The organism is Clostridium sp. AF29-8BH, assembly GCF_003478145.1.
GTDB classification, from domain to species: Bacteria; Bacillota; Clostridia; order Lachnospirales; family Lachnospiraceae; genus Otoolea; species Otoolea fessa.
Map to the genome: position 1 here is coordinate 143,278 of NZ_QUEL01000002.1, position 25,918 is coordinate 169,195.

General features: G+C 46.7%; 38 protein-coding genes, 2 pseudogenes and 1 riboswitch. Of the genes and pseudogenes, 1 reads left to right on the forward strand and 39 read right to left on the reverse strand.

What is annotated here, in order from left to right; genetic code table 11:
• Nucleotides 1–177: 177 nt before the first annotated feature.
• The 37 genes and pseudogenes from DWZ16_RS02295 to DWZ16_RS02475 all read right to left on the reverse strand — a co-directional run bounded on the left by DWZ16_RS02295 (nt 178) and on the right by DWZ16_RS02475 (nt 22,959).
• Nucleotides 178–846 carry a hydrolase gene (locus tag DWZ16_RS02295; protein ID WP_117796493.1) on the reverse strand — a complete coding sequence of 223 codons (669 nt, stop codon included), beginning with the start codon at nt 844–846 and terminating at the stop codon, nt 178–180.
• Nucleotides 847–1,053: 207 nt separating this feature from the next.
• Nucleotides 1,054–1,859 (reverse strand): annotated as a pseudogene (gene spo0A, locus DWZ16_RS02300) (sporulation transcription factor Spo0A).
• A gap of 428 nt (nt 1,860–2,287) precedes the next feature.
• A riboswitch (cyclic di-GMP riboswitch) is annotated at nt 2,288–2,363 on the reverse strand.
• Nucleotides 2,364–2,577: 214 nt separating this feature from the next.
• Nucleotides 2,578–2,937 carry a SpoIVB peptidase S55 domain-containing protein gene (locus tag DWZ16_RS16470; RefSeq protein WP_412694272.1) on the reverse strand — a complete coding sequence of 120 codons (360 nt, stop codon included), beginning with the start codon at nt 2,935–2,937 and terminating at the stop codon, nt 2,578–2,580.
• Nucleotides 2,907–3,884, reverse strand: a complete 978-nt coding sequence (locus DWZ16_RS02310) for a SpoIVB peptidase S55 domain-containing protein (RefSeq protein WP_412694268.1) — start codon at nt 3,882–3,884, stop codon at nt 2,907–2,909. The genes DWZ16_RS16470 and DWZ16_RS02310 overlap by 31 nt, the downstream gene beginning before the upstream one ends.
• 390 nt (nt 3,885–4,274) lie before the next feature.
• A complete protein-coding gene (locus DWZ16_RS02315; protein WP_022360547.1) occupies nt 4,275–4,811 on the reverse strand; it encodes a bL17 family ribosomal protein in 537 nt (178 codons plus the stop codon).
• Nucleotides 4,812–4,989: 178 nt separating this feature from the next.
• A complete protein-coding gene (locus DWZ16_RS02320; RefSeq protein ID WP_107000788.1) occupies nt 4,990–5,952 on the reverse strand; it encodes a DNA-directed RNA polymerase subunit alpha in 963 nt (320 codons plus the stop codon).
• A 126-nt stretch (nt 5,953–6,078) separates the two neighbouring features.
• A complete protein-coding gene (gene rpsD / locus DWZ16_RS02325) occupies nt 6,079–6,672 on the reverse strand; it encodes a 30S ribosomal protein S4 (RefSeq protein ID WP_107000789.1) in 594 nt (197 codons plus the stop codon).
• Nucleotides 6,673–6,690: 18 nt separating this feature from the next.
• Nucleotides 6,691–7,092, reverse strand: a complete 402-nt coding sequence (gene rpsK / locus DWZ16_RS02330) for a 30S ribosomal protein S11 (protein ID WP_022360550.1) — start codon at nt 7,090–7,092, stop codon at nt 6,691–6,693.
• A 75-nt stretch (nt 7,093–7,167) separates the two neighbouring features.
• Entirely contained in the window at nt 7,168–7,536 is a 369-nt protein-coding gene (rpsM, locus tag DWZ16_RS02335) for a 30S ribosomal protein S13 (RefSeq protein WP_022360551.1), read from the reverse strand.
• A gap of 131 nt (nt 7,537–7,667) precedes the next feature.
• Entirely contained in the window at nt 7,668–7,781 is a 114-nt protein-coding gene (rpmJ, locus tag DWZ16_RS02340) for a 50S ribosomal protein L36 (RefSeq protein ID WP_003497809.1), read from the reverse strand.
• A gap of 249 nt (nt 7,782–8,030) precedes the next feature.
• Nucleotides 8,031–8,249 (reverse strand): translation initiation factor IF-1, encoded by a 219-nt coding sequence (infA, locus tag DWZ16_RS02345; protein ID WP_022360552.1) that lies wholly within the window; start codon nt 8,247–8,249, stop codon nt 8,031–8,033.
• Nucleotide 8,250: 1 nt separating this feature from the next.
• Entirely contained in the window at nt 8,251–8,523 is a 273-nt protein-coding gene (locus tag DWZ16_RS02350; protein WP_117796495.1) for a hypothetical protein, read from the reverse strand.
• Between the two features lie 253 nt (nt 8,524–8,776).
• Nucleotides 8,777–9,526, reverse strand: a complete 750-nt coding sequence (map, locus tag DWZ16_RS02355; protein WP_117796496.1) for a type I methionyl aminopeptidase — start codon at nt 9,524–9,526, stop codon at nt 8,777–8,779.
• A gap of 3 nt (nt 9,527–9,529) precedes the next feature.
• Nucleotides 9,530–10,174 (reverse strand): adenylate kinase, encoded by a 645-nt coding sequence (locus DWZ16_RS02360; protein ID WP_022360555.1) that lies wholly within the window; start codon nt 10,172–10,174, stop codon nt 9,530–9,532.
• 108 nt (nt 10,175–10,282) lie between these two features.
• Entirely contained in the window at nt 10,283–11,599 is a 1,317-nt protein-coding gene (secY, locus tag DWZ16_RS02365) for a preprotein translocase subunit SecY (RefSeq protein ID WP_107000793.1), read from the reverse strand.
• A 1-nt stretch (nt 11,600) separates the two neighbouring features.
• Nucleotides 11,601–12,041, reverse strand: a complete 441-nt coding sequence (rplO, locus tag DWZ16_RS02370; protein WP_022360557.1) for a 50S ribosomal protein L15 — start codon at nt 12,039–12,041, stop codon at nt 11,601–11,603.
• A 23-nt stretch (nt 12,042–12,064) separates the two neighbouring features.
• Nucleotides 12,065–12,247 carry a 50S ribosomal protein L30 gene (gene rpmD / locus DWZ16_RS02375; RefSeq protein WP_022360558.1) on the reverse strand — a complete coding sequence of 61 codons (183 nt, stop codon included), beginning with the start codon at nt 12,245–12,247 and terminating at the stop codon, nt 12,065–12,067.
• A gap of 15 nt (nt 12,248–12,262) precedes the next feature.
• Nucleotides 12,263–12,772, reverse strand: coding sequence for a 30S ribosomal protein S5 (rpsE, locus tag DWZ16_RS02380; protein WP_022360559.1), 510 nt, complete (start codon nt 12,770–12,772; stop codon nt 12,263–12,265).
• A 19-nt stretch (nt 12,773–12,791) separates the two neighbouring features.
• Nucleotides 12,792–13,160 carry a 50S ribosomal protein L18 gene (gene rplR, locus DWZ16_RS02385; RefSeq protein ID WP_022360560.1) on the reverse strand — a complete coding sequence of 123 codons (369 nt, stop codon included), beginning with the start codon at nt 13,158–13,160 and terminating at the stop codon, nt 12,792–12,794.
• A 17-nt stretch (nt 13,161–13,177) separates the two neighbouring features.
• A complete protein-coding gene (gene rplF / locus DWZ16_RS02390) occupies nt 13,178–13,720 on the reverse strand; it encodes a 50S ribosomal protein L6 (protein ID WP_022360561.1) in 543 nt (180 codons plus the stop codon).
• Between the two features lie 99 nt (nt 13,721–13,819).
• Nucleotides 13,820–14,221, reverse strand: a complete 402-nt coding sequence (rpsH, locus tag DWZ16_RS02395; RefSeq protein WP_118522221.1) for a 30S ribosomal protein S8 — start codon at nt 14,219–14,221, stop codon at nt 13,820–13,822.
• Nucleotides 14,222–14,431: 210 nt separating this feature from the next.
• Entirely contained in the window at nt 14,432–14,617 is a 186-nt protein-coding gene (locus DWZ16_RS02400) for a type Z 30S ribosomal protein S14 (protein ID WP_022345134.1), read from the reverse strand.
• Nucleotides 14,618–14,631: 14 nt separating this feature from the next.
• Complete coding sequence (gene rplE / locus DWZ16_RS02405; RefSeq protein ID WP_022360563.1) at nt 14,632–15,171, reverse strand: 50S ribosomal protein L5; 540 nt, start codon at nt 15,169–15,171, stop codon at nt 14,632–14,634.
• 23 nt (nt 15,172–15,194) lie between these two features.
• Complete coding sequence (gene rplX / locus DWZ16_RS02410; RefSeq protein WP_022360564.1) at nt 15,195–15,500, reverse strand: 50S ribosomal protein L24; 306 nt, start codon at nt 15,498–15,500, stop codon at nt 15,195–15,197.
• A gap of 12 nt (nt 15,501–15,512) precedes the next feature.
• A complete protein-coding gene (gene rplN / locus DWZ16_RS02415; protein ID WP_022360565.1) occupies nt 15,513–15,881 on the reverse strand; it encodes a 50S ribosomal protein L14 in 369 nt (122 codons plus the stop codon).
• Between the two features lie 27 nt (nt 15,882–15,908).
• Nucleotides 15,909–16,163 (reverse strand): 30S ribosomal protein S17, encoded by a 255-nt coding sequence (gene rpsQ / locus DWZ16_RS02420; RefSeq protein WP_107000794.1) that lies wholly within the window; start codon nt 16,161–16,163, stop codon nt 15,909–15,911.
• A 39-nt stretch (nt 16,164–16,202) separates the two neighbouring features.
• Nucleotides 16,203–16,403 carry a 50S ribosomal protein L29 gene (gene rpmC, locus DWZ16_RS02425; protein WP_022360567.1) on the reverse strand — a complete coding sequence of 67 codons (201 nt, stop codon included), beginning with the start codon at nt 16,401–16,403 and terminating at the stop codon, nt 16,203–16,205.
• Nucleotides 16,393–16,830, reverse strand: a complete 438-nt coding sequence (gene rplP / locus DWZ16_RS02430) for a 50S ribosomal protein L16 (RefSeq protein ID WP_022360568.1) — start codon at nt 16,828–16,830, stop codon at nt 16,393–16,395. Before rplP ends, rpmC begins: the two co-directional genes overlap by 11 nt.
• Nucleotides 16,830–17,486: a 30S ribosomal protein S3 gene (gene rpsC, locus DWZ16_RS02435; protein ID WP_022360569.1), complete on the reverse strand. Its 657-nt coding sequence runs from the start codon at nt 17,484–17,486 to the stop codon at nt 16,830–16,832. Before rpsC ends, rplP begins: the two co-directional genes overlap by 1 nt.
• A gap of 12 nt (nt 17,487–17,498) precedes the next feature.
• Nucleotides 17,499–17,885: a 50S ribosomal protein L22 gene (gene rplV, locus DWZ16_RS02440; RefSeq protein WP_022360570.1), complete on the reverse strand. Its 387-nt coding sequence runs from the start codon at nt 17,883–17,885 to the stop codon at nt 17,499–17,501.
• A 26-nt stretch (nt 17,886–17,911) separates the two neighbouring features.
• Nucleotides 17,912–18,193 carry a 30S ribosomal protein S19 gene (rpsS, locus tag DWZ16_RS02445; RefSeq protein WP_022360571.1) on the reverse strand — a complete coding sequence of 94 codons (282 nt, stop codon included), beginning with the start codon at nt 18,191–18,193 and terminating at the stop codon, nt 17,912–17,914.
• A gap of 14 nt (nt 18,194–18,207) precedes the next feature.
• Nucleotides 18,208–19,047 (reverse strand): 50S ribosomal protein L2, encoded by an 840-nt coding sequence (gene rplB / locus DWZ16_RS02450; protein ID WP_022360572.1) that lies wholly within the window; start codon nt 19,045–19,047, stop codon nt 18,208–18,210.
• A 91-nt stretch (nt 19,048–19,138) separates the two neighbouring features.
• On the reverse strand, nt 19,139–19,438 hold the full coding sequence (gene rplW, locus DWZ16_RS02455; RefSeq protein ID WP_022360573.1) for a 50S ribosomal protein L23: 300 nt from the start codon (nt 19,436–19,438) through the stop codon (nt 19,139–19,141).
• Nucleotides 19,438–20,058 carry a 50S ribosomal protein L4 gene (gene rplD / locus DWZ16_RS02460; RefSeq protein WP_022360574.1) on the reverse strand — a complete coding sequence of 207 codons (621 nt, stop codon included), beginning with the start codon at nt 20,056–20,058 and terminating at the stop codon, nt 19,438–19,440. The genes rplW and rplD overlap by 1 nt, the downstream gene beginning before the upstream one ends.
• A 29-nt stretch (nt 20,059–20,087) precedes the next feature.
• Nucleotides 20,088–20,723: a 50S ribosomal protein L3 gene (rplC, locus tag DWZ16_RS02465; RefSeq protein ID WP_022360575.1), complete on the reverse strand. Its 636-nt coding sequence runs from the start codon at nt 20,721–20,723 to the stop codon at nt 20,088–20,090.
• 105 nt (nt 20,724–20,828) lie between these two features.
• A complete protein-coding gene (rpsJ, locus tag DWZ16_RS02470; RefSeq protein ID WP_022360576.1) occupies nt 20,829–21,146 on the reverse strand; it encodes a 30S ribosomal protein S10 in 318 nt (105 codons plus the stop codon).
• 424 nt (nt 21,147–21,570) lie between these two features.
• Entirely contained in the window at nt 21,571–22,959 is a 1,389-nt protein-coding gene (locus DWZ16_RS02475) for an N-acetylmuramoyl-L-alanine amidase family protein (protein ID WP_118522222.1), read from the reverse strand.
• A 407-nt stretch (nt 22,960–23,366) separates the two neighbouring features.
• Between DWZ16_RS02475 and DWZ16_RS02480 the strand changes: the two are divergent.
• Nucleotides 23,367–24,232: pseudogene (locus DWZ16_RS02480) on the forward strand (class I SAM-dependent methyltransferase).
• Between the two features lie 46 nt (nt 24,233–24,278).
• Here the strand turns inward: DWZ16_RS02480 and DWZ16_RS02485 are convergent.
• Nucleotides 24,279–25,073, reverse strand: a complete 795-nt coding sequence (locus tag DWZ16_RS02485; RefSeq protein ID WP_118522223.1) for a creatininase family protein — start codon at nt 25,071–25,073, stop codon at nt 24,279–24,281.
• 182 nt (nt 25,074–25,255) lie between these two features.
• Nucleotides 25,256–25,867, reverse strand: a complete 612-nt coding sequence (locus tag DWZ16_RS02490; RefSeq protein ID WP_118522224.1) for an ECF transporter S component — start codon at nt 25,865–25,867, stop codon at nt 25,256–25,258.
• Between the last annotated feature and the right edge of the window lie 51 nt (nt 25,868–25,918).

Consider the following 25,918-nt stretch of genomic DNA (forward strand, 5'->3'; position numbering starts at 1 on the left):
GCCTTGGCACATTCTCGCGCCGAGCGCGGTCGCTTGCGACATGTTTCTGCTTCGCGCGAGTGCGCATCCTCGCGGAGCGTTTTTTGTTTCATAGGACGCAATTTCCTATGAAACAAAAATAAAAGACGGAGCCGAAAAGAAAATTATGTTTTCTCTTCGGCCCCGGCTTTTGTATAATCAGGGATTGATCTCCCTGTATTTCTTCATCGTCCGCGCAAACAGCTCGCCGTTGGACGGCGGCGTGTACGTGATCGCATTGGCTCCTGCCTCGATCGTCTCCAAAATCGATTCATTAGTCGGTCCTCCGGTCGCGATAATGGCAACGTCCGGATACTCCTTCCGGATCTCGGCTACCATCGATGCGGTGGCGGCAGCGCCTGATACATTTAAAATATCGGCTCCCGCCTCCAGTTTGCGGCGGACATCCGTGTGAACCGAAGCAATCGTCGCAATGACCGGAATGTCAACCACCCGCTTGATCTCCGTGATGACCTCATCCGCGATCGGCGCATTGACCACTACACCGTAGGCTCCCTGATGTTCTGCCTGAAGCGCCAGACGGACGGAACGCTTTCCTCCGGTCAGACCGCCGCCGACCCCGACAAACACCGGCACATCCGAGATGCTGATGATCGACTGTGAGATAGCTGCCTGCGGAGTAAACGGATAAACTGCGATGATCGCATCCGCGTTGATATTTTTGATGATTGCCACATCCGTTGAGAAGGCGATCGATTTGATACGCTTTCCAAAGATGCGGATTCCTGAACATTCACTGATACAATACGGACACATAATCGTGTGATCCCGCAGGGTTCCATTGTACGCCGGTACTTTTTTTTTCATAGGCAATTCTCCGTTCTTTTAGCTGCTTTCCTGACCTCTCTGTCCAGCTGTTTTATACAGGGGCAGTTTTTCAGTCCTGCATCTTTTATTTCCCCTTTATCTTATCATACACACATTTACCCATGCAATCAGTCACTTTCATAAATGTGTTACAATCGTGTTAAAAAGGCTTACAGCACTTTCGGCTCCAAAAAGCACCGCACGATTTTATACATCCCGCTTATAATCCAGGCAAATCTTGTCAACAATCAATGCGATAAATTCCGAATTGGTCGGCTTTCCTTTCCCTGTGCTGACGGTATATCCAAATAGATCGTTGATCGTGTCCATCTTGCCGCGGCTCCATGCGACCTCAATCGCGTGGCGGATTGCCCGCTCGACACGGCTTGAAGTGGTCTGGCGCTTCTTGGCGATGGTCGGGTACAGGATTTTCGTCACAGAACCGAGCATTTCTTTATCACTGACTGACAAAATAATCGCATCCCGCAGGTACTGATATCCCTTAATATGAGCCGGAATCCCAATCTCATGCAGAATCTGCGTCACATCGCTCTCCAGATTCTGTCTTTCATATTCCGCCGACACCATATACGGCTCCACCTTCCGGTTGCCCGCCAGGTCGAAGCGCGGTTCCTGTAATTCTTCAGGCGATGTACCTTGTCTAAAACCGCCTCCTTCGAAAATGGCTTTACTATGTAATAACAGGCGCCCATCCGAAAAGCATCCGCTGTCAGATTCTCGCTGCTCGCAGCTGTAATCATAACAAAGGAAGTGTCAGCTGAACAGTCTTGATTTGTCTTGATGCGCTCCATAACCGAAATTCCATCCATTCCCGGCATCACTACGTCCAGAAATACAATATCCGGCTTTGTCTTTACGATCATATTATAGGCATCGGTTCCGTTTTCCGCTTTTCCGACCACCTGAATCTCCTTATCACTTTCCAGTATATTTCCAAGCATATCCAATGCCTGACGATTATCCTCTGCGATCGCAATCTTCATTTCTGCCATAATATTCTCCTCCTCGGCACCTGTGATGATTAAAATAATTATAAATTCTTTTTTTAACAAGTTTCAACTCGTTTTGATCGCGCAGTTCGACACTCAACGCTCATTTTGTCTATCAATTCTTTTGATGCAAAATAAATTACACAAGATGCAAACTATATATAAGCATGTATTGTAGCTAACCGTATCTGTTAAGATTCCGCTATAAACCTTCTACCGCCCAGCCGCCATACGCCTATCTAACGATCCCTTATCACCACGTTTTACCGATTCCGGTCGAAAGACACACAAAATACACGCAATTAAAAAGCCTCCACGACCGGTTTCTGAACATGAAAATTCCATCTTTGCAGATCAAGTTTCGATAAATTCCTATAAAAAAACAGAGTTACGCCATAGCCATACAACTATAACATACTCTGTTATCGTGTTAATGCAACTGGCTGCCATTTTACAGGCCCTATAGCTTTGCGTCGCAGCTTTTCAACTGTTTTGCCAAATATGTAATTTGCTCTATTATATACGCTTTTTTTATATCCTGTCAATAAAGAGAGCAAAAACTTTGTACTTTGCATGTTACTGTTCACACACGTGTGCCCAGCAACAGGATTTTGCCGATGCTGCGTATTCAAAATCGGCAAAATCTGCTGCCAGAACTGTATCATATGGAATTTTCAGTCCAGAAAATTCCCACTTGTAAACAGTTACTTTGCATCCAGATTCAATGTCCCAGCATATTCTCCACCAGAATCCCATACCCTCGCGTCGAATCCTGAATAAAAACGTGCGTGACTGCTCCGATGAGTTTTCCGTTCTGGATGATGGGGCTGCCGCTCATGCCCTGGACGATCCCGCCGGTCAGGGACAGAAGTTCCGGATCGGTTACGCGAATGACCATGTCCTTGTTGTGGCGGTTGGAGGAGTGGTCTATTTTCTGAATCTCAATCTCGTAGTCTTTCAATTCCCCGGACACGCTGCTGCGGATGCAGGCACGGCCTTTTTTGACGTCCTGACGGTAACCGATCGGAATTGCAGGGTTCTTTACCCGGCTTAAAAAGCGCGGATTTGCCGTCCCGAAAATGCCTGATCCGTATTAGCCTCCACACTTCCCAGCCGCGACTGATTTCCATAGTAAATAACGCCCGACATCACGCCCGGCTTTCCGAAACTTCCCTTCTCCACGCCCAGAATCTCCGTATCGTATAGTTCGCCGCCGGAGGTCTGCACCAGAAGTCCCGTGTCGCCGTCGCTGATACCGTGTCCCAGCGCTCCAAACGCGCCGTTAGCACATACATAGGTCATCGTACCGATGCCCTGCGTATCGTCGCGGATCCACAGCCCCAGCTTATAGTCTCCCTCCTGCGTCTGTACCGGCGTCATCTGTACATCCATCGTCTCTCCCTCGCGGCGCACTGAAAGTGTCAGAGCCATATTTCCCGCTTCCTTGACTGCCCGTATCATATCTTTCTTGTCCGTCGCCGGCGTCCCGTTGATTGCCTCGATATAGTCTCCAGAACGCAGGATTCCGTCCGCCGGATCCATCACTTCCCCCGTCTGTGCCGTTACCCTTCCGGTTCCGATCACCATCAGTCCATCGGATTTCATGTAAATACCCACCGGCAGCCCACAGGGAACCGCATACTGGACATCCGACACATCTACCTCGATATCCTTTAATTTCCATATTCCAAAGAGTTTGAGACTTAAACGGTACGTTCCCTCCTGTTCAGAATAGATGGAAAAGGGCTGGTTGAGCTGCAGATGGATCTGGTCGGACGGAATTTTAGAGCTGCTGTTTAGAAGCACCTCCTCACTCTCACTTTCCAGCAATGCCCGAAACGGCAGCCCAAAGCGAACTTGCTCCTGCCGGTCCACCACCACATTGATGCGGTCGGGAACCGCGTTCTTCACATATTGATAAGATACGCCGGCAAGCGCAATGACCCCCGCACCAAAGATTATCAGCAGAACACGGCGAAGTTTTTCCTTCCGACTTATTGTTTTCCACATACCAGAGTTTTTTCGCACGGTTTTTCCTCCTTCTACTCTTATGTACCTCCCCCGTTCCGTAGATTCCGCACTGCGGCGAATCTCAACGAAATGCAGATGTACACTCTGTTTGAATCCAAGAACTTGTTCGATAAAATCGTTTAATCCTAGTATGCGGAAAACCGTAAAATTCAGTCTGCTATTTTTGCGCCATTCTTTCTATTTTTTTCATTCAAGTGTTATTAAAACCCTGACTTTTTCTCAAGGTAAATGGAAAACCTGAAAAATTCCATTCTAACGTCAAAAAACCCGGTTCAGAAGACAGATTTCTCTGTCTCCCAAACCGGGGGTATAAAATCATCTTACGATTCAAAACTTGCGTAAAAGAACGAAGATTTGATACAACTTAAACAAACGAATCTATCTAAATTATACCAGCTCTAACAGAACTTCCATAGCGCCGTCGCCCTTACGCTGACCGATCTTAACGATACGGCTGTAACCACCATTGCGGTTAGCGTACTTCGGTGCAAGCTCATCAAACAGCTTAGCCGGCATATCTACCTTCTTAGTGTTTTTCTTCTTGCCTGCTCTTGCAGTCGGAACGTCTGTTACATCGTAGAGAACCTTCAGCATCTGTCTTCTAGCGTGAAGTCTGGAAGCTTTATCTTTCTTGATCTCTTTCTCTACTTCGTCGTAAACGGTAACTTTCTTTCCGTCAACAACTTCTTTTACTCTCTTGCCGTTCTCGTCTTTGCGAGCTACCTTAGCGGTAACTTTAACGGTCTCGAAGTTATCTTTCTCTTTTACTGCCAGAGCGATCAGACCCTCAGCGATCTTCTTCACTTCTTTTGCTCTTGCCTCAGTGGTAACGATCTTGCCGTTGAATAACAGTGCGGTTACCAGGCTGCGCAGCATTGCTTTTCTCTGACTGGAAGTTCTTCCAAGTTTTCTATATCCTGCCATGATTCTTTCTCCTCCATTTGCGGAAGCCGGCACTCATGCCCTTTGGACTTACTGAATGTCTGCTATATAAAATATAATTGTTTGATGGTTATGCAGGGACCTGTGCCATTCGGACTTATCCGTCCCCGTATCTGCATGAAAGGGACGCACTGCAAAGCACGTCCACCCACGCGGTATCTTAAGCCTCTTCGCTCGGGTTGAGCTGCAGACCTAATTCTTTCAGTTTTGCAAGAACCTCTTCCAGGGATTTGCGGCCCAGATTTCTGACTTTCATCATATCTTCCGGTGTGCGGTTGCACAGCTCCTCCACTGTATTGATTCCGGCTCTCTTTAAACAGTTGTAAGAACGAACGGATAACTCCAGCTCGTCGATGTTCATCTCAAGCACTTTCTCTTTCTCGTTGTCTTCCTTCTCTACCATAACCTCTGCGGTCTTGGCATTCTCGGAAAGGTCAATGAAGAGGTTCAGATGCTCGCTCAGAACCTTTGCTGCCAGGCTGACAGCTTCGTCTGGTGCCAGCGTTCCATTTGTGTATACATCTAATGTCAGCTTATCATAATCTGTCACCTGACCCACACGGGTGTTCTCAACGGTCATATTGACACGCTCCACCGGTGTGTAGATAGAATCAACAGCCAGAACTCCGATCGGAAGATCTTCACTCTTGTTCTTATCTGCGCTGATGTAGCCGCGGCCCTTCGTGATCGTCAGCTCCATGTAGAATTTGCTGTCCGCGCCGCCGCTTAATGTAGCGATGACCTGGTCCGGATTCAAAATCTCAATGTCAGAATCAGCGTGAATGTCAGCTGCTGTGATGACGCCTTCGCCCTCGAACTCGATATAAGCCGTCTTCGGCTCATTCGTCTCGCTGCTGTTTTTGATCGCCAGACTCTTGATGTTCATGATAATTTCAGTTACATCCTCTTTTACACCAGGGATAGAACTGAACTCATGCAAAACGCCGTCGATTTTCACTTGACTTACTGCTGCACCAGGCAAAGAGGAAAGCATAATTCTTCTTAAAGAATTGCCTAATGTGGTACCATAGCCTCTTTCCAGCGGTTCAACCACAAATTTGCCATATCTTTTGTCTTCGGAAATCTCAGCAATTTCAATTTTTGGTTTTTCAAAATCGAACACGATAGCCCCTCCTTTTGGGAACATTTTTGAGGGTCTGCCATACTCTTGTAGTCTCGGAATCTCCCAAGCAGCTGCCAAAGCAGATACATGGGAGATTCTGGACTAACATAATAGTAATACTTCTTATTATTTGGAGTACAGCTCGACGATAAGCACTTCGTTTACAGGAACGTCAATTTCGTCTCTGCTCGGTAACTCTTTAACAGTACCTTTCAGGTTCTCAGCGTCAACTTCCAGCCATGCCGGTACCATTCTTCCGCCGGTTACCTCAGCGATATCTTTATATCTCTGTGAAGATTTGTACTTCTCTTTGATCTCGATTACATCGCCAGCCTTAACTAAGTAGGACGGGATGTTTACGCTCTTGCCGTTTACGAGAACGTGCTTGTGATCTACGATCTGACGTGTCTCTTTTCTTGTACGGCCAAAGCCCATTCTGAATAATACATTATCCAGTCTGCACTCCAGAAGGATCATCAGGTTAGCACCGACCTGACCATTCATTCTGGATGCTTTTGCATAGTAATTTCTAAACGGTTTCTCTAACACACCGTAGATGAATTTTGCTTTCTGCTTTTCTCTCAGCTGGAGTGCATACTCGCTCATCTTTCTGTTGGCTCTTGTTAATTTTCTCGTTGATTTCTTGTCGATTCCTAAATAAACCGGATCAAGGTCAAGAGATCTACATCTTTTAAGTACAGGAACTCTATCTACTGCCACTTTACTTGCACCTCCTAATTAGACTCTTCTACGTTTCGGCGGACGGCATCCGTTATGCGGAACCGGAGTTACGTCCTTAATGCTTGTTACTTCCAGACCACATGCCTGAAGAGCACGGATTGCTGCTTCACGACCTGATCCCGGACCTTTTACCATAACGTCTACAGACTTTAAGCCATGGATAAGAGCTGCCTTCGTTGCAGTTTCTGCAGCCATCTGAGCTGCATATGGAGTAGATTTCCTTGAACCTCTAAATCCCAGACCGCCTGCACTTGCCCATGATAAGGCATTACCCTGTGCATCTGTTAAAGTAACGATTGTGTTATTAAAAGATGACTGGATGTGCGCCTGTCCGCGTTCAACGTTTTTCTTTACACGCTTTTTTGTCACTTTCTTGCCAGTGGACACTTTTTTAGCCATTTTAAACTAACCTACTTTCTCAAATATTGAATCCTGTTGCTAAACCTAACCTGATTCAGTTTCCTTGTTACTTAATTATTTCTTCTTGTTTGCTACTGTCTTTCTCGGACCCTTACGAGTTCTAGCGTTGGTCTTTGTCTTCTGACCACGAACCGGAAGGCTCTTTCTATGACGGATGCCTCTGTAGCATCCAATCTCCTGCAGTCTCTTGATGTTCATAGCGATCTCTCTTCTCAGATCACCCTCAACCACCTGACTGTCAGCGATGATTGCCGCAAGCTTCTTAACTTCGTCGTCAGTTAAGTCCTTAACACGAGTGTCAGGATTAACTTCAGCTTCGGCCAGGATACGGGCTGCACTTGCTCTACCGATACCGTAGATGTAAGTCAAGCCGATCTCTACGCGTTTCTCTCTTGGTAAATCGACACCTGAAATACGAGCCATGTGTGTAGTACACCTCCATTAGTTTTTCTTACTTCTTCGTTGATAATGTATAAATTTGCTTAAACTACTGAACAACTCATCCGAGTGGTTCATAATAGAAAGCCACGCGAAAAAATAGGTGCTAAATCAAATTAGCCCTGTCTTTGTTTGTGCTTCGGATTCTCACAGATTACTCTGATACTGCCTTTTCTCTTGATGATCTTGCACTTTTCGCAAATTGGTTTAACCGATGATCTAACCTTCACAGCAATTCTCCTTTCCGTAATAGTCCGTCCAATCTCGGACATACAATTTTTTATAACCTATTGTAGTCCTGTGTCGGACTTACAGGTACAACAGACTCGTTCCATCCCCCTGCCGTGAGAGGACAAAAGGGCGGATCTTACCTGATGCTTCAACAAAGTTCGCTAAAGCATTATAACATTTAAAATCCTATAATGCAAGCGAAATTTACACTTCTCTCAATATTTTTATTGAGAAAAATGGATTGGTCTTTATTTATCTCTCCAAATGATTCTTCCCTTAGAGAGATCGTATGGCGACATTTCCATTGTAACCTTATCGCCCGGCAGAATACGGATGTAGTTCATACGGAGTTTTCCGCTGATCGTAGCAAGTACGATGTGTCCGTTTTCCAGTTCTACCTTAAACATAGCGTTCGGCAGCTTCTCTGCTACTACGCCCTCAATCTCAATTACATCTGCTTTCGACATTCTATATACCTCCCTGCAATGATTTCTGAATGAAATAGCGGATCGCTTCATCCTGGACTGCCGCGCCGTCCGCAAACTGGGCTGCCAGCGCCTCATCCCATTTGTGGGAGAACTGCACGTGCTTTCTCTTCTTGCGTTTCGGCTTGGCGGCGGTTTTAGTGCGTCCGTCTGCCAGATACACGTAGCGTGCATCTTCTCTGACTATAATATAATAAGTGCCTTTGTCGTGGCCCGCAAGTGAGCGGACCAGACAGCCAGTTCCATATTCCGTCATTCTGATCTCCGTTTCTGTAGACAGGTGTTTCCGCTCCCGCCGCAGGCTTCTCAGATTACAGTTTGTTCGCTTGCCTATTTGCTCACTTAGCTCGCAAACAGGGCAAAAATTCATGCAGATTTGTCTTCGACAAAGAATTTTTGCCATTGCCCGCCTTATTGATCGGCTCGGACATCTGCCTCAAGATGCGTACATACTGTAATCGGAAAGCCTGCTTAGGTCTTCGTAAAAACTTCCCCAGCTTACTTCTTCTTTATAAGGAAAGGATCTCAGGTTCGCCCTCTGTAATAAGAATCGTATTTTCATAATGAGCAGCCCAGCCGCCATCTTCCGTCATGACGGTCCAGTCATCATCGAGCCAGACTACTTCGTAGCTGCCCTCGGTAATCATTGGCTCGATCGCGAGCGTCATGCCGGGCTGTAAGAGAATTCCTTTTCTTTTTCTTGCAAAATTCGGAATCTCCGGATCCTCATGCAGATGGGAACCGATTCCATGACCAACCAGATCCCTGACAACGCCGAAACCGAAACTCTCGGCATATTTCTGGATCGCTGCAGAGATGTCATTGAGATGATTGCCAGCTTTGGCAAATTTAATTCCCTCAAAGAAGCTCTGTCTGGTAACTTCAATCAGTTTTTTGGCATCATCGTCGATCTCTCCGATGCCGTAAGTCCGGGCTGCGTCTGAGTGGTATCCTTTGTAGATCACTCCTGCATCCAGACTGACGATGTCTCCCTCATCGAGGAAATGTTCCTTGTGCGGGATTCCATGTACAACCTCATCATTGACAGAGACGCAGATCGATGCGGGATAGCCGTTGTAATTTTTGAACGAGGGAATGCAGCCGTAACTCCGGATGATTTCCTCTCCCATATGATCAATATCCCAGGTGGACATACCCGGCCGAAGATTCTTCGCCAGTTCCTCATGCGTTTTGGCGAGAATTCTTCCCGCCTCACGCATCAGTTCAATCTCCCTGGGAGATTTTATCGTCACTGCCATGTTTTAAGCTCCCAAAATATCCGTAATGTTCTTGAATACGTCTTCCATGGTCTGTGTACCGTCTACCGTATGAAGAACGCCCTTCTTCTCATAGTACTCGATCAGCGGGTGTGTCTGGTCATGGTATATTTCCAGACGTTTCTGTACAGTCTCCGGCTTGTCATCATCACGAAGCACCAGCTCAGAACCGCACTTGTCGCAGATTCCTTCTTTTTTCGGTGCTGCGAACTGGATGTGGTAGGTAGCGCCGCACTTTAAGCACGCACGGCGTCCTGCCATGCGGTTTACGATGTTTGCATCCGGCACATCTACGTTGAGCGCGAAATCAATCGCCTCGCCGTTTGCTGCCAGCGCCTCTGTCAGACTCTCAGCCTGCGGGATCGTTCTTGGGAATCCATCCAGAATATAGCCGTTCTTGCAGTCAGCCTCATGGATCCGGTCAAGAAGCATGCCGATCGTTACCTCGTCCGGTACTAAAAGCCCCTGATCGATGAACGATTTTGCTTTTTTACCAAGCTCTGTGCCTGCCTTGATATTGGAACGGAAAATATCTCCGGTAGAAATGTGCGGAATGCCGTATTTTTCTGCAATTCTCTGAGCCTGTGTTCCTTTTCCGGCTCCCGGTGCTCCTAACATAACAATCTTCATAATGGTTACAATCTCCCTATATACAACAGAATCGCCTCCAGGCAGGAGCTGTCTCCGGCCACCTCCAGCCGTAAAGTAAGCAAGCTCCCGCCCAGAAAGCGAGTTGTCTTAGTCGTTTAAGAATCCTTTATAGTTGCGAACCAGCATCTGTGATTCGACTGCTTTGATTGTCTCAAGTACTACACCTACGATAATGATAAGAGAAGTACCTCCGAAGGAGAGACGGCTCACTGAGAACAGTCCAGAGACAATGATCGGAACCAGGCAGACAATGATCAGTCCGCAGGCACCAATCAGTATAATATACTCCAGAATTCCATCCAGGTAATCGGATGTTGGCTTTCCTGGACGAATGCCCGGGATGAAGCCGCCGGATTTCTTCATGTTGTTTGCTACTTCAAGCGGGTTGAATGTAATGGATGTGTAGAAATACGCAAACACAATAATCAACGCGATGTAGACAATTAAACCAACTGAATAAGCCGGACGCTCTGGATTAAACCAGGAGCTGGAATTCAGAGCCAGAAGAATCTTTCCTCCGATGGTGTCATAATTAACCTGGAAAAATCCAGCAATTACCACCGGGAAAGACATCAGGGATGAAGCAAAGATAACAGGAATAACACCTGCTGTATTTACTTTTAACGGGATGCTTGTGGACTGACCGCCAACCATCTTACGTCCCTGCATCTTTTTAGAATACTGAACCGGAATTCTCCGCTCTGCATCCTGTAAAATGATAACAAATACAACCATCGCTACGATAACCGCTACGATAATCACGGCTGTTACAACTGCAACCGCCACGATCTTGCCCTGCAGGAAACGCTCATAGAGCGTAATCATATCGCTTGGCATGGTTGAAATGATATTGAACAGAAGCACGATAGAAATACCGTTTCCGACGCCGTTCTCGGTGATTCGCTCACCGATCCACATCAGCATGGCACTTCCGGCTGTCATTGTCACAATAGCGACAATCACATTCAGGGCAGTAAACTCAACTAAAAGTCCCTTGCCGCCGAAACCGATCGCCATAGCGACGGACTGCATCAGCGCCAGTGCAACCGTAAGGTAACGCGTATATTCCGCAATCTTCTTTCTTCCGTCCTCGCCCTCCTGCTGCATTTCCTCTAATTTCGGAATTGCAATTGTCAGAAGCTGCATGATAATGGAAGAAGTGATGTACGGGGTAATACTCAATGCGAATACCGACATGTTCGTGAACGAACCGCCGGTAATCGTATTGAAGAAACCAAACGCATCATTGGACTGTCTTGTAAACAGTTCCTGGAAAAATGTTGTATTAACTCCGGGAATCGGCAGCTGCGATCCGATACGGGTCACAACCAGCATAAAGAACGTATAGAGGAGTTTTTCTCTGACCTCTTTTATCTTAAATGCATTCTGGAGCGTTTTTAACATATTAGATCACCTCGCAGGTTCCGCCAACGGCCTCGATCTTAGCTTTCGCGCCTTCACTTACCGCATCAACCTTTACGTTCAGCTTTTTGGTCAGCTCGCCATTGCCGAGGATCTTAACGCCGTCACGCGGGTTCTTTACGATGCCTGCTTCGATTAATGTTTCAACCGTAACAACTGTGTCGTTCTCGAATCTCTCAAGAGCGCTTACGTTGATACCAACGATGGTCTTAGAATTTCTGTTTGTGAAGCCTCTCTTCGGGAGACGTCTATATAACGGCATCTGACCGCCTTCAAATCCTGGTCTCGGAGCGCCGGAACGAGCTTTCTGTCCCTTATGTCCCTTACCAGCAGTCTTACCGTTGCCTGATGCGTGACCACGACCTCTTCTGAAGCTGTCGCTGTGCTTAGAGCCTACCGCCGGCTTTAAATTGGATAAATCCATGACTGCACCTCCTTGCAAATATCTTAGATTTCCTCTACTTTAACTAAATGTCTAACATTCTGGATCATGCCTCTGATAGCGGCGTTGTCCGGCTGCTCAACTGTCTTGCCAGTCTTGTTTAAACCAAGAGCTGCAACCGTTGCTTTCTGCTTCGGGATAGCGCCAATAGGAGACTTAACCAATGTGATTTTTAATTTCTCTGCCATTTTTATCTCCTCCTATTAGTTCAGAATTTCTTCTACAGACTTACCGCGAAGTTTTGCAACCTCTTCCGGAGTCTTTAAAGAACCTAAGCCTGCCAGGGTAGCAAGAACTACGTTTGCCTTGTTGTTGGAACCAAGGGATTTTGTACGGATGTTCTTGTAACCAGCCAGATCCAGTACGGCACGAGCCGGACCACCAGCGATAATACCGGTACCTTCCGGAGCCTTCTTCAGAAGTACGTTAGCGCTTCCGAATTTGCCGAGGAAATCGTGCGGGATGCTATTGTTCTCGTCGAACGGAACCTCCATCAGGTTTCTGGCAGCTGCCTCTTTGCCCTTGCGGATTGCTTCCGGAACCTCAGCAGCTTTTCCCATACCAGCACCAACGTGGCCGTTTTTATCTCCAACTACTACTAAAGCGGAAAAACGCATTGTACGTCCGCCCTTAACGGTCTTGGATACACGTTTGATTGCCACTACAGTATCCTCTAACTCGAACTGGTTGGCATCAATTTTTGTACGTTTCATGTGTATGTTCTCCTTCCTACTAGAATTCCAGACCAGCCTCGCGGGCTGCATCTGCTAATGCCTGAACTTTTCCGTGGTAAATAAATCCGCCTCTATCGAAGACAACTTCTTTAATACCTTTTTCAAGCGCTCTCTTAGCGATTACAGTTCCAACGTGAGCTGCTGCTGCAACATCGTTCGTCTTCTCCAGTTCAGCTTTAACTTCCTTCTCGGCAGTGGAAGCTGCTACTAAAGTTTTTCCAACTGTATCATCAATGATCTGAGCATACATATGATTATTACTTCTAAACACTGCTAAACGCGGTCTCTCGGCTGTGCCAGAAAAACGGTTGCGTAATCTAACGTGTTTTTTAACGCGAATTTCGCTTCTTGACTGTTTGCTAACCATCTTCACACTCTCCTTAATTATTTCTTACCAGTCTTACCAACTTTACGTCTGATAACCTCATCGGCATACTTAATACCTTTGCCCTTGTACGGCTCAGGTCTTCTCTTATCCCGAATCTCAGCTGCATACTGGCCAACTTTTTCTTTGCTGATACCTTTAACAGTGATCTTGTTCTGTCCTTCCAGAACAGTCTCAATGCCTTCCGGATCTTCCATCTCTACCGGATGGGAGTAACCAAGGCTGAGAACCAGTTTCTTGCCCTGCTTCGCTGCTCTGTAACCAACACCGTTAACTTCCAGGACTTTCTCATAGCCTTCTGTTACACCATGAATCATGTTGTTAATTAAGGTTCTTGTCAGACCGTGTAAAGATTTCATTTTCTTTAAGTCGTTCGGTCTGGTAACTACGATATGACCATCCTCTTCTTTGATGTTCATCTCAACCGGGAGTTCTCTCTCAAGAGTTCCCTTCGGACCTTTTACAGTCACTAAATTGTTCTCTGCGATTGTTACGGTTACGCCCGCCGGAATCGCAACTGGCATTCTTCCGATACGTGACATGCCTTTTACCTCCTACTTAGATTTTCGGAGAAGCCTGAGCGGCTTCTCTGTTTTCAGTTGTATCTATACCTTGTCTAAACCGATGATGATGCTTTCGGCTTACCAAACAAATGCAAGAACTTCTCCGCCTACGCCGAGTTCTCTTGCCTGCTTGTCAGTGATAACGCCCTGGTTGGTGGAGATGATAGCTACACCTAAACCGCCCAGTACCTTCGGCATATCTTCCTTGTTTGCGTAGATACGCAGACCCGGTTTGGAAATTCTCTTGATGCCGGAGATGATTTTCTCGTTTTTGTCTTTACCGTACTTTAAGGTAATACGGATAGTCTTGAAATTGCCGTCCTCAACAACGTCATATTTCTTGATGAAACCTTCCTTTACCAGGATGTCAGCGATTGCTAATTTCATCTTGGAATACGGAACATCTACTGTATCATGTTTTGCAGTGTTAGCATTACGGATTCTTGTAAGCATATCTGCAATCGGATCGCTCATTGTCATTTTGAGTGTGCCTCCTTATAATTTGACTACCACTTACTGTAAGTGGGTTTCGGTGGGTTTTGGGAACACTAGGATGTGTCCTCTATAATATAGGCATCGTCGGCATCGTCCACTCGACTAAGCTCGTCTATCGTCTTCGACTCTGACTCACTAAGTCTCGGGACGGGCTTTCGCACTAGATTCGAAACTACCTCATCAAGTGCTCAATGCCTACCAGCTTGCTTTCTTTACGCCCGGAATTTCGCCCTTGTAAGCTAATTCACGGAAGCAAACTCTGCAGATGCCGTATTTTCTTAAATATGCATGCGGACGACCGCAGATTCTGCAGCGGTTATATTCTCTGGTGGAGAATTTTGCCGGACGCTGCTGTTTAATCTTCATTGAAGTTTTAGCCATGATAAATCCTCCTATTATTTAGCAAATGGCATGTTGAACTGAGTTAACAGCTCACGTGCTTCTTCGTCGGTCTTAGCAGTGGTAACGAAGATGATATCCATACCTCTTACCTTATCTACTTTATCGTACTCGATCTCCGGGAAGATAAGCTGCTCTTTGATACCCAGAGCGTAGTTGCCTCTGCCGTCAAATGCGTTCGGATTTACACCGCGGAAGTCTCTTACTCGCGGAAGAGCCAGGTTGATCAGACGATCAGCGAACTCATACATCTTCTCGCCACGCAGGGTAACTTTACAGCCGATAGCCATACCCTCTCTAAGTTTGAAGTTAGCGACTGATTTTTTCGCTTTTGTAAGAACTGCCTTCTGGCCAGTGATGATTTCCATATCTCTTACAGCAGAGTCCAGAACTTTAGCATTTTCTTTTGCCTCGCCAACGCCCATGTTGATAACAATCTTGTCCAGCTTCGGCACTTCCATGATATTTTTATATCCGAATTTTTTGATCATAGCGTCTACGATTTCGCTCTGATACATTTCTTTTAATCTAGCCAATTTTAACGTTCCTCCTCTCTGTATTAGTCAATTACTTTACCGGTTGCCTTAGCAACGCGGACTTTCTTGCCGTCTTCTACTTTGAAGCCAACTCTCGTAGCCTTGCCATCCACTACCAGCATAACGTTGGAAATGTCAAGCGCGCCTTCCTGATGGATGATGCCGCCCTGCTGATTAGCTGCAGACGGTTTGGTATGCTTTGTTACCATGTTGCATCCCTCAACCAGGACTGTATTCTTCTTTACATTAACGGAAAGAACTTTTCCGGTTTTGTCTTTGTCTTTACCTGTGATAACCTTTACCAGGTCGCCTTTTTTAATTTTATGCACAGCTGACACCTCCTACAGTACTTCCGGAGCCAGGGAAACAATCTTCATAAACTGTTTCTCACGAAGCTCTCTGGCAACCGGCCCAAAAATACGGGTTCCTCTCGGGTTCTTGTCGTCTTTGATGATAACGGCTGCGTTCTCATCAAATTTGATGTAGGAACCATCTTTACGGCGTGCGCCCTTAACGGTACGTACAACAACGGCCTTCACTACATCGCCTTTCTTTACAACACCGCCTGGCGTTGCATCTTTAACGCTGGCAACGATTACATCGCCAATATTTGCATATCTTCTAGTAGAGCCGCCCATAACGCGGATACAGAGTAATTCTTTCGCACCGGTATTGTCGGCAACCTTTAATCTGGTCTCCTGCTGAATCATGCCCAATACTCCTTTCTGATTTAGAAATTATCTCGCTTTCTCGATAATTTCGACGAGTCTCCATCTCTTATCCTTGGATAACGGTCTTGTTTCCATTACCTTTACAGTATCACCGATACCGCACTCGTTGTTCTCGTCGTGTGCTTTTAATTTATAAGTTCTCTTAACAATCTTACCGATTAAAGGATGTTTTACGTGGTTTTCGATAGCAACTACGATTGTTTTGTCCATCTTGTTGCTTACTACCTTACCGGTACGTGTTTTTCTAAGATTTCTTTCCACGGTAGATATCTCCTTTCCTATTTTAGGAATCTATGATAATTAGTTCGCTTTCTCTGTAATAACAGTCTGAATACGAGCGATGTTTCTGCGAACTTCTTTAATTCTGCTTGTATTATCCAGCTGGTTGGTAGCGTTCTGGAATCTTAAGTTGAAGAGTTCCTTCTTAGCAGCTACTAATTCTTCGTTTAATTCTGCAGATGTCTTAGCTTTTAAATCTTCTACATACTTATTAATTTTCACTGTTATCACCGCCTTCTAAATCTGCTTTAGAAGCAATCTTGCACTTGCACGGAAGTTTGTGCATAGCAAGACGAAGCGCTTCTCTCGCTGTCTCCTCTGGTACACCCGCGATCTCGAACATTACGCGGCCTGGTTTTACTACTGCTACCCAGTACTCAAGTGCGCCTTTACCGGAACCCATACGAGTCTCAGCCGGTTTAGCAGTTACTGGTTTATCCGGGAAAATCTTAATCCAAACTTTACCACCACGTTTGATGTAACGGGTCATGGCAACACGGGCTGCCTCGATCTGGTTGGATTTGATCCAGCACGGTTCTGTAGCGACTAAACCGTACTCACCGTAGTTGATTACATTTCCTCTAAGCGCCTTGCCGGCCATGGTACCACGGAACTGTTTACGACGCTTTACTCTTTTCGGCATTAACATTATTTATCGCTCCCTTCCTTATTTCCTTTCGCAGGAAGTACCTCGCCTTTGTAGATCCAAACCTTAACACCGGTCTTGCCGTATGTTGTGTTTGCCTCAGCGAAACCGTAGTCAATATCTGCTCTTAATGTCTGAAGCGGGATAGTGCCCTCGCTGTAGAACTCTGTACGAGCCATATCAGCACCGCCAAGACGTCCGGATACGGAAGCCTTGATACCCTTAGCTCCAGCCTTCATGGTTCTGCCCATAGCGGACTTCATCGCACGACGGAAGGAAATACGGTTCTCAAGCTGCTGAGCGATGTTCTCTGCAACGAGCTGAGCGTCTCTGTCTGGTCTCTTAACTTCTTTGATGTCTACAAAAACTTTCTTGTCAGTTAATTTCTGAACCTGAGCTTTTGTCTTCTCGATCTCTGCGCCGCCCTTACCGATAACAACGCCCGGTTTAGCAGTGTAAAGAATGATTTTTACTTTATCAGAAGCGCGCTCGATTTCGATTTTGGAAACACCGGCGCTGTATAATTTCTTCTTAAGGAAGGTTCTGATTTTGTGATCCTCTACCAGGTTATCTGCAAAATCAGCTTCCGCATACCATCTGGAATCCCAGTCTTTAATAACACCGACTCTTAAGCCGTGCGGATTAACTTTCTGTCCCATAATTGCCTCCTCTTATTTCTCATCAAGCACGATTGTGATGTGGCTCATTCTCTTTTCGATTCTGTAAGCGCGGCCCTGTGCTCTCGGTTTTACTCTCTTCATTGTCGGTCCCTTGTTAGCGAAGCATTCTGCAACGTACAGGTTCTCCGGATTCATCTGGTTGTTGTTCTCTGCGTTAGCAACAGCAGACTCGAGTAATTTTTTAATTAAAGTAGAAGCATATCTAGGATTGTATGTTACAATACCAAGCGCTGTCTTCACATCTTTGCCTCTGATGGCATCTAATACGAAGCATGCTTTCTGAACGGATACTCTGGCGTAAGACAGCTTAGCCGACGGTCTCGTATCCTTATTAGCATTTCTTTCTCTTTTAATCTGGGATCTATGTCCTTTAGCCATTGGTGAAACCTCCTTTCAAGCGTAACTTACTTACGTCCTGCTTTCTTCTCGTCTTTTCCGTGGCCTCTGTAAGTTCTAGTGGCTACGAACTCACCGAGTTTATGTCCAACCATGTCCTCTGTCACGTATACCGGAACATGTTTTCTACCATCGTGAACTGCGATTGTATGTCCAACCATCTGCGGGAAGATTGTGGAACGGCGGGACCAGGTTTTGATAACCTGTTTCTGTCCTGCTGCGTTCATCTCATCTACTTTCTTTAAAAGATGAGCATCTGCAAATGGTCCTTTTTTTAATGAACGACCCATTAGTATACCTCCTATTACTGTTTACCGTTTCTTCTTCTTACGATTAACTTATTAGACTGTTTGTTTTTCTTTCTGGTCTTCAGGCCGAGTGCCGGTTTGCCCCAAGGTGTGCAAGGACCTGGACGACCGATACTGGTCTTGCCCTCACCACCACCATGCGGATGGTCATTCGGGTTCATAACAGAACCGCGGACAGTCGGACGAATACCCATGTGACGTTTTCTACCAGCCTTACCGATATTGATCAGGTTGTGGTCGCCGTTGCCAACTACACCGATAGTAGCGCGGCAGCTGATCGGAACCATTCTCATCTCTCCGGACGGTAATCTAAGGGTTGCATATTTGCCTTCTTTAGCCATTAACTGAGCAGAGTTACCAGCGGAACGAACCAGCTGACCACCCTTGCCCGGAAGAAGCTCGATGTTGTGAATCTGTGCACCAACCGGGATTTCAGAAAGCGGTAAGCAGTTACCAACTTTTGCCTCAGCCTCTGCACCGCTCATAACCTTCTGTCCAACCTGTAAACCAGCCGGAGCAAGGATATAAGCTTTCTCGCCGTCTGCGTAGCAGATCAGAGCGATGTTTGCTGTACGGTTCGGATCGTACTCGATACCAAGTACGGTTGCTGCGATACCGTCTTTTGCATTTCTCTTGAAGTCGATGATTCTATATTTTCTTCTGGAACCGCCGCCTCTGTGACGAACGGTGATTTTACCCTGGTTGTTACGACCTGCGTTCTTCTTTAAAGAAACTACTAAGGATTTCTCCGGTGTGGATTTTGTAATCTCAGAGAAATCAGAGCCGGTCATATGTCTTCTGGAAGGTGTATATGGGCTGTAAGATTTAATTCCCATGACTTTGACTCCTTTCGTTCAACGCCTCCTGGCGTTTCTTCATGTTTTTCACGACATAGTGTTCGTCGTATAATTGTCTATTGAGGATGAATTATAAACCAGCGAAGATCTCGATCTCTTTGCTGTCCTCGGTCAGCTGAACGATAGCTTTCTTTGTTGCAGCTGTCTTACCGAATGTCATGCCTCTTCTCTTTGTCTTGCCGTCCATGTTCATGGTGTTGACACTCTTAACTTTGGTGCCCGGGAACATCTTCTCAACGGCTTCTTTGATCATAGTTTTGTTTGCCTCGGTGTGTACCAGGAAGGTGTATTTCTTGTCTGTCATAGCATTCATACTCTTCTCAGTTACAACCGGTTTGAGGATTACGTCATAGTACTGTACGTTTGCCATTATGCATATACCTCCTCGATAGAAGCTACAGCAGCCTTGGTTGCTACTACTGTGTTGTATTTCAGAATATCGTAAACGTTGATGGTGCTTACGGAAGCAGTCTTAACGTCTGCCACGTTTCTAGCGGATAATACAGCCTTGTCACAAGCCTCATCCAGAACAACTAAAGCTTTGTTTACTTTCAGGTTGTTCATAACCTCAACAAATTTCTTTGTCTTGATCTCGTCGAAGTTCATAGCCTCAACTACGATGAACTTGTTCTCGTTTACACGGCTTGTCAGAGCGGATTTAAGAGCAGCTCTCTTCTCTTTCTTATTTAAACGGATTGTATAATCACGTGGTGTCGGAGCGAATACTACGCCGCCGCCCGTCCACTGCGGAGCTCTTGTTGAACCCTGTCTTGCATGTCCGGTACCTTTCTGTCTCCACGGTTTCTTACCACCGCCGGAAACTTCGGAACGGGTTTTTGCTTTCTGAGTTCCCTGACGTTTGTTAGCAAGCTGTGCTACAACTGCCATGTGAACCAGATGTTCATTTACTTCTACACCGAATACAGCATCATTCAGTTCTAATGTGCCAACTTCGTTGCCTTCTAAATTGAAAACAGATACGTTTGCCATCTGTATGTTCCTCCTTTCCCGTAAAAGCCTTATCTAGCGACCTTTACTGTCTCTTTGATTGTTACTAAGGATTTCTTCGGTCCCGGTACAGAGCCTTTAACAAGGAGTAAGTTGTTCTCAGTATCAACCTTAACAACCTCCAGGTTCTGAACAGTTACTTTTACGCTGCCCATGTGACCCGGCATTCCTTTGCCCTTAAATACGCGTCCCGGTGTGGTTGCAGAACCGTTGGAACCCTGATGACGATGGAACTTGGAACCGTGAGCCATCGGTCCTCTGTGCTGGCCGTGTCTCTTGATGGCACCCTGGAAACCTTTACCTTTGGAAATAGCAGTTGCATCGATTTTATCGCCTGCTGCGAAGATGTCTGCCTTGATTTCGTCTTTTACAGAATACTCTTCAGCATTCTCTAAGCGGAACTCTCTTACATATCTCTTGTAAGCAACGCCTGCCTTGTCAAAATGACCCTTAACCGGCTTTGTCACAAGTTTTTCTCTCTTGTCTACAAAACCAACCTGTACTGCTTTGTAGCCATCGTTCTCTTCTGTCTTAACCTGTGTAACAACACACGGTCCAGCCTGAAGAACGGTTACTGGAGTTAAAACTCCGTCTTCGTTGAAGATTTGAGTCATTCCGACTTTGGTAGCTAAAATCGCTTTCTTCATTAATCTGACCTCCTGTTTTTCTACAGCGGAACGCGTTCGTCAAACTCCCGCGTTCATCCTAGAACTGTCCAGATGTCTCTATCTAAACTAGTATAGGATTCTTAATTATTTGTTTTTCATCTTTACGTTGATGGACACGCCAGCCGGCATTTCCAGTCTCTGCAGTGCATCAACTGTCTTCTGGCTCGGAGCAATGATATCGATGAGTCTCTTATGAGTTCTCTGCTCGAACTGCTCTCTGGAATCTTTGTACTTATGAACTGCTCGCAGAATGGTTACTACCTCTTTCTTAGTTGGCAGCGGCACCGGTCCACTCACCTTTGATCCGTTTTTCTTTACAGTCTCAATGATTTTTGCAGCGGATGTATCTACCAGCTGATGATCATAAGCTTTCAGTGTGATTCTCATTACTTGACTTGCCATAAAAAAAAGTCGCCTCCTTTTCGTACTATTAAGCACGACAAGCGGTGACTGTACACATACCCGTGTGTGTCCTCGCAGTCCACACACCAAATCCGTCATTTGTCTTCAGGATACTCTATTCTTGTACAGTGACTTGTCGCCAGTTTCCTAACTTGACATTCGCTCCGCGGAATAACCTGCTTATCATAAGCAGCAACCTCTCGTTTCATCGCTATCATGCCACAGCTTCGTTATAATAACACAGCTTTCTGGGAAATGCAAGTGTTTTTTTAAGAAAAAATCTATATTTTTCAAGAAAAAACAGGAGTTTCTTCTTCCGGTGGGTAATTACACCTTTTATATAGAAGAAACTCCTTTTTATCCACAAGAATATATTTCCATGCAGAAATTTTATCTCAGTCGAGAAGACTCCCAGCTTTTTTAATTAATCCTCCCAATACGTCGGTTCCACCGGGGTTCTAGCCTCGTCGCTGCCATCGTCGCTTGTGCCGTCCACCTCTGTGACAACACCCGCAGAGCTTGTCTTAAACTTTGTGCCGTTCGCATCCTTCACGGTGCTGGATTTCACTACCTTGCCGCTCGTCGTTACCAGATAGTTTTTGTCATTGACTTCAATGACTTCATACTTGGTACCGCTGTCTGCCTTCTGAAGCTTACCCATGTAGTACAGGAATCCATCCTCCACACCTGAGTAGCCGCGTCCAGCCTTGTTGCCGCTATCAGCGAAATAGAACTGTCCGGTCGTTCCGTCGCCCTCTACTACATTTCCCTTGCCTTTTACGACCGAGCTGGTCGCCTTGTCCGCGCCGAAGAAATAGCAGGCATACTGACCGCTCGTTCCTACCTCCAGACGTCTCAGACCATAGACCGGGTTGCCCTTCTCATTAAATAAGTAGGTAATATTGTTGATGCGAACCAGGTTGCTCGTCGAAGCGTCAGAAATCTTCGGACCCACCTTCGGCTCGCCGTTGCTTGAAAAATAATACCACTGTACATCGCTGCCGAGATCCAGATTGTAATCATCATCCTCCGGCGGAGTCGTGGAGAGCCAGCCAGTCTGTACCTGACCGTTGCTCTGATAATAACGGTAATTTGCAAATCCAGAGGAATTTCCCATATCGACCCAGCCGGTCTGCATCGCTCCGTTTTCGTCGAAGCAGTAGTAGGTTCCGTCAATCTTATACTGTTTATATTTAGCACCGCCTAAAGAAGGCACATATTTCTTTCCTGAACTCTGAAAGTAGTACCAATGATGATCCTCATCGTCGTCGCCGGGTTTCACTTCATCATCGTCCTTTTTGGTATCATCCGGATCTTCCAGATATGCCCAGCCGATCTGCATGACACCATCTGCATTCGTGTAGTAGGTGTCATCATCCACCCAGCCCGTCTGCATCGCTCCATCACCGTCGAAGTAATAGTACTTGCCGCCGATCTTGGACCAGCCGTCGGATACCATCTTTCCGCTGGTGGAGAAATAGTACCAGACCGTCGTAGCGGAAGTCTCGTTCCATGCCGGATTGCGCTTCGGCAGTTTCAGCCACTTGTCAGTCGCCATGATGCCGGTACTCTCGACAAAGTATTCGTCGTCCACCCAGCAGTTCGACGCGATGTTGCCCTGGGAATCGAGATAGCGCCAGAGATTGTCTGCGCCCTTCTTCCAGGTATTCGTCACCTTATTGCCATTGTTGTCCACATATATCCAGCTGCTTCCAGACTGCTGCCAGCCTTCTGCCGCGTAAGATGTCAGGGTCGCCGCCCCTATCATCAGCGCTGCGGAAAGGACGCAGACTGCCAATTTCTGTTTCTTCATATACAAGCCCTCCCAGTTCACGATTGATAACGTCTATTCTCCCACCTGCTGCGCATTCGCACACTTCCCGTCGTGTGGAGACTGCATCAGATGCTTATAACGCCTTGTTTTGTTCCAGATACGTGCAATCTATCATTTACCTAATATACATTTTAACAGGAGATGTAGGAATCTTCAAGGAGATTTATCTTTCAATTTATTTACTTTTTTTGGCAGGAAGCCGTTCAAAAGGTTTGACACGCCAATCAATGACCGATATAATTAGGTATGCATTTCAACTGAACCGTTTTTCCGGTCAGACAGACTGCGTTTTGGTTAGAAATAGCTTATGGATAACACCGATTATAAAGGCGGCAGATACCCTTTTCCGGGGTTTGCGCCTCATTTTTTTGAAAGGATAAAATTTTATGTGGATTGCAGATGGATGGAACGATTATGAAGTGATTGACTGCTCCGAAGGAGAGAAGCTGGAGCGGTGGGGCGACTATCTTCTGGTTCGCCCGGACCCGCAGGTTATCTGGAACACCCCCAAGACACACCGCGGCTGGAAAAAGATGAACGGACACTACCACAGAAGCTCCAAGGGCGGCGGCGAATGGGAATTTTTCGACCTGCCGGAGCAGTGGTCGATCCATTACAAAGAACTGACCTTTAACTAAAACCGTTCAGCTTCAAGCACACAGGCCTCTTCCCGGAGCAGGCGGCAAACTGGGACTGGTTCGGTGACCGCATCCGCAATGCCGGACGCCCAATCAAGGTTTTAAACCTCTTTGCCTACACAGGCGGCGCTACCCTGGCGGCAGCCGTAGCCGGCGCCAGCGTGACCCATGTGGACGCCTCCAAGGGCATGGTAGCCTGGGCGAAGGAAAACTCCCGTTCCTCCGGGCTGGAAAATGCACCCATCCGCTGGATCGTCGATGACTGTGTGAAATTTGTTGAGCGTGAGATCCGCCGCGGCAACCATTACGACGGAATCATCATGGACCCGCCGTCCTACGGCCGCGGACCGAAAGGCGAGATCTGGAAGATAGAAACTTCGATTTACCCGTTCGTGCAGCTCTGCACAAAACTGTTATCGGACAACCCACTCTTCTTCCTCATCAACTCCTACACCACCGGGCTGGCGCCGTCCGTCCTGACCTATATGCTCTCAACCGAAGTTGCCTCCACCCACGGCGGCACAGTGAAATCGGACGAGCTGGGACTTCCGGTTACCCGCACCGGACTGGTATTACCATGCGGTGCATCCGGACGCTGGGAATCTGGTAAATAACACTGGTATTCGGATGACATAGACACTCCATTTTTAAGTTTGATTCCTATTCATTCCAATCCCGGATATCTAACAGCCCCGGGACCAGTTCCCGCGCACTCGTCTCTAATATAATTCGCCCCTTCTCGGCGCTTGCACCAGACGGATCTCCTCCAATTCCAATCGGCGATCCGTCTTTTGTTTTCCAGTCCTCCGACACCCAGCCGATCGAAACCGGACCGTATGGCTTCAGGGCGCGGGTCTTCTCAAACGCCGTCGGCTCTCCCGCTTCCGAAAGTTCCAGCTTCACAAGACTCTCATCGACCGCCATTACCATCGATGTCTCCATCTCTCCACCGTGGAAATCCCAGATATTCCCCTTTGAAATCGTTGCTTTTACATCCGGATGACCAAATGCTCCCGATGAAAGGATAAACGGTGCAATCCCCAGCTCACTCCGAAGTTCCCGGCTTAAAACCTGCGCAATCGGCGCATTCCCACCATGGCATACCAAAAAAGCCAGCTTCTTAAAACCGTGATGCGCCAAGCTGACGCATATATCATATAAGAAATGATAGTAAGTGTCCGGCCGGACTGTGACCGAACCGCAGAAATTCTTATGCTCTGTACTTAAGCCCACCGGAATCACCGGAAACAGCAGCATCGGGAAGTCTTCTTCCCCCTCTGCCTCCAGTGCCTTTTTGATCTCCTGACTCATCGCCTCCGCGATAATATCATCCGTTCCCAGTGGTGCCTGATTGCCGTGCTGTTCCAGAGCCCCGAGCGGAATCAGGACAATCGTGTTCTCACGGTCCACCTGCTCCATTTCCCATCTTGTCAAATCTCTATAGTTACGTATCATAGTATCTCCTCCTCTTATAAAAACAGATATGTCTTTGCACGTTCCATCAAACAAAAAGGATTGTCCGGGATTCTCCCCCTGGCAGCTTTCCCAGCGGTTTCCCGACAATCCTTTCTATTGAAATGGTTCTGCCGTTTCACAGCAAACAGCCAAATCCGTCAAACCATTCCTCTTATTTCATTTTATACTGCTTTCGGCACAATCTTCGCCGCACGCAGGCGTACAAACAAAAGCTGTCCAACGATATAGTTGAGTCCCACTTTCAATACGTTGAATGGGATCGTCGCCAGAATGATAAATCCATTCAGGTCTTTGATCGCCGGGTTGACCGACGCTACCATGCGGATCACTTCATCCAGCGGCAGGCTCATCGCTTTCGCATATAACGGAAGCGTAATATTCGCATTGATAAAGCATGCACACGCGGTGCGGATCACGATACTGAGCAGAAGTGCTTCTACAGCTGCCTTACGGTTAGCGCCCAGCTTCTGATAGAGGAACCACAGCGGCCATACGAACAGGAACGCCGCAATCAGGTTGGCCAGCTCACCGACGTACATCGTGTTAGTTCCGACAGTAATCAGCTTGATTAACAGCTTGATGACTTCTACACAGATACCGGATACCGGTCCCATCAGAAACACGGCAATCACAGACGGTACATCACTGAAATCCACCTTATAAAACGGCGGCATCATCGGAACCGAAAATTCCAATGACATCAGCACGCCAGCAACCGCTGCCAGCATCGCCGTATAAATCAATTTTTGAATACCCCATTTTCCTGTCTTCATCTTAAATCTCCTTTCGGTTTTAAAACTCATTTCTCCGAAGGAGGAGTATGA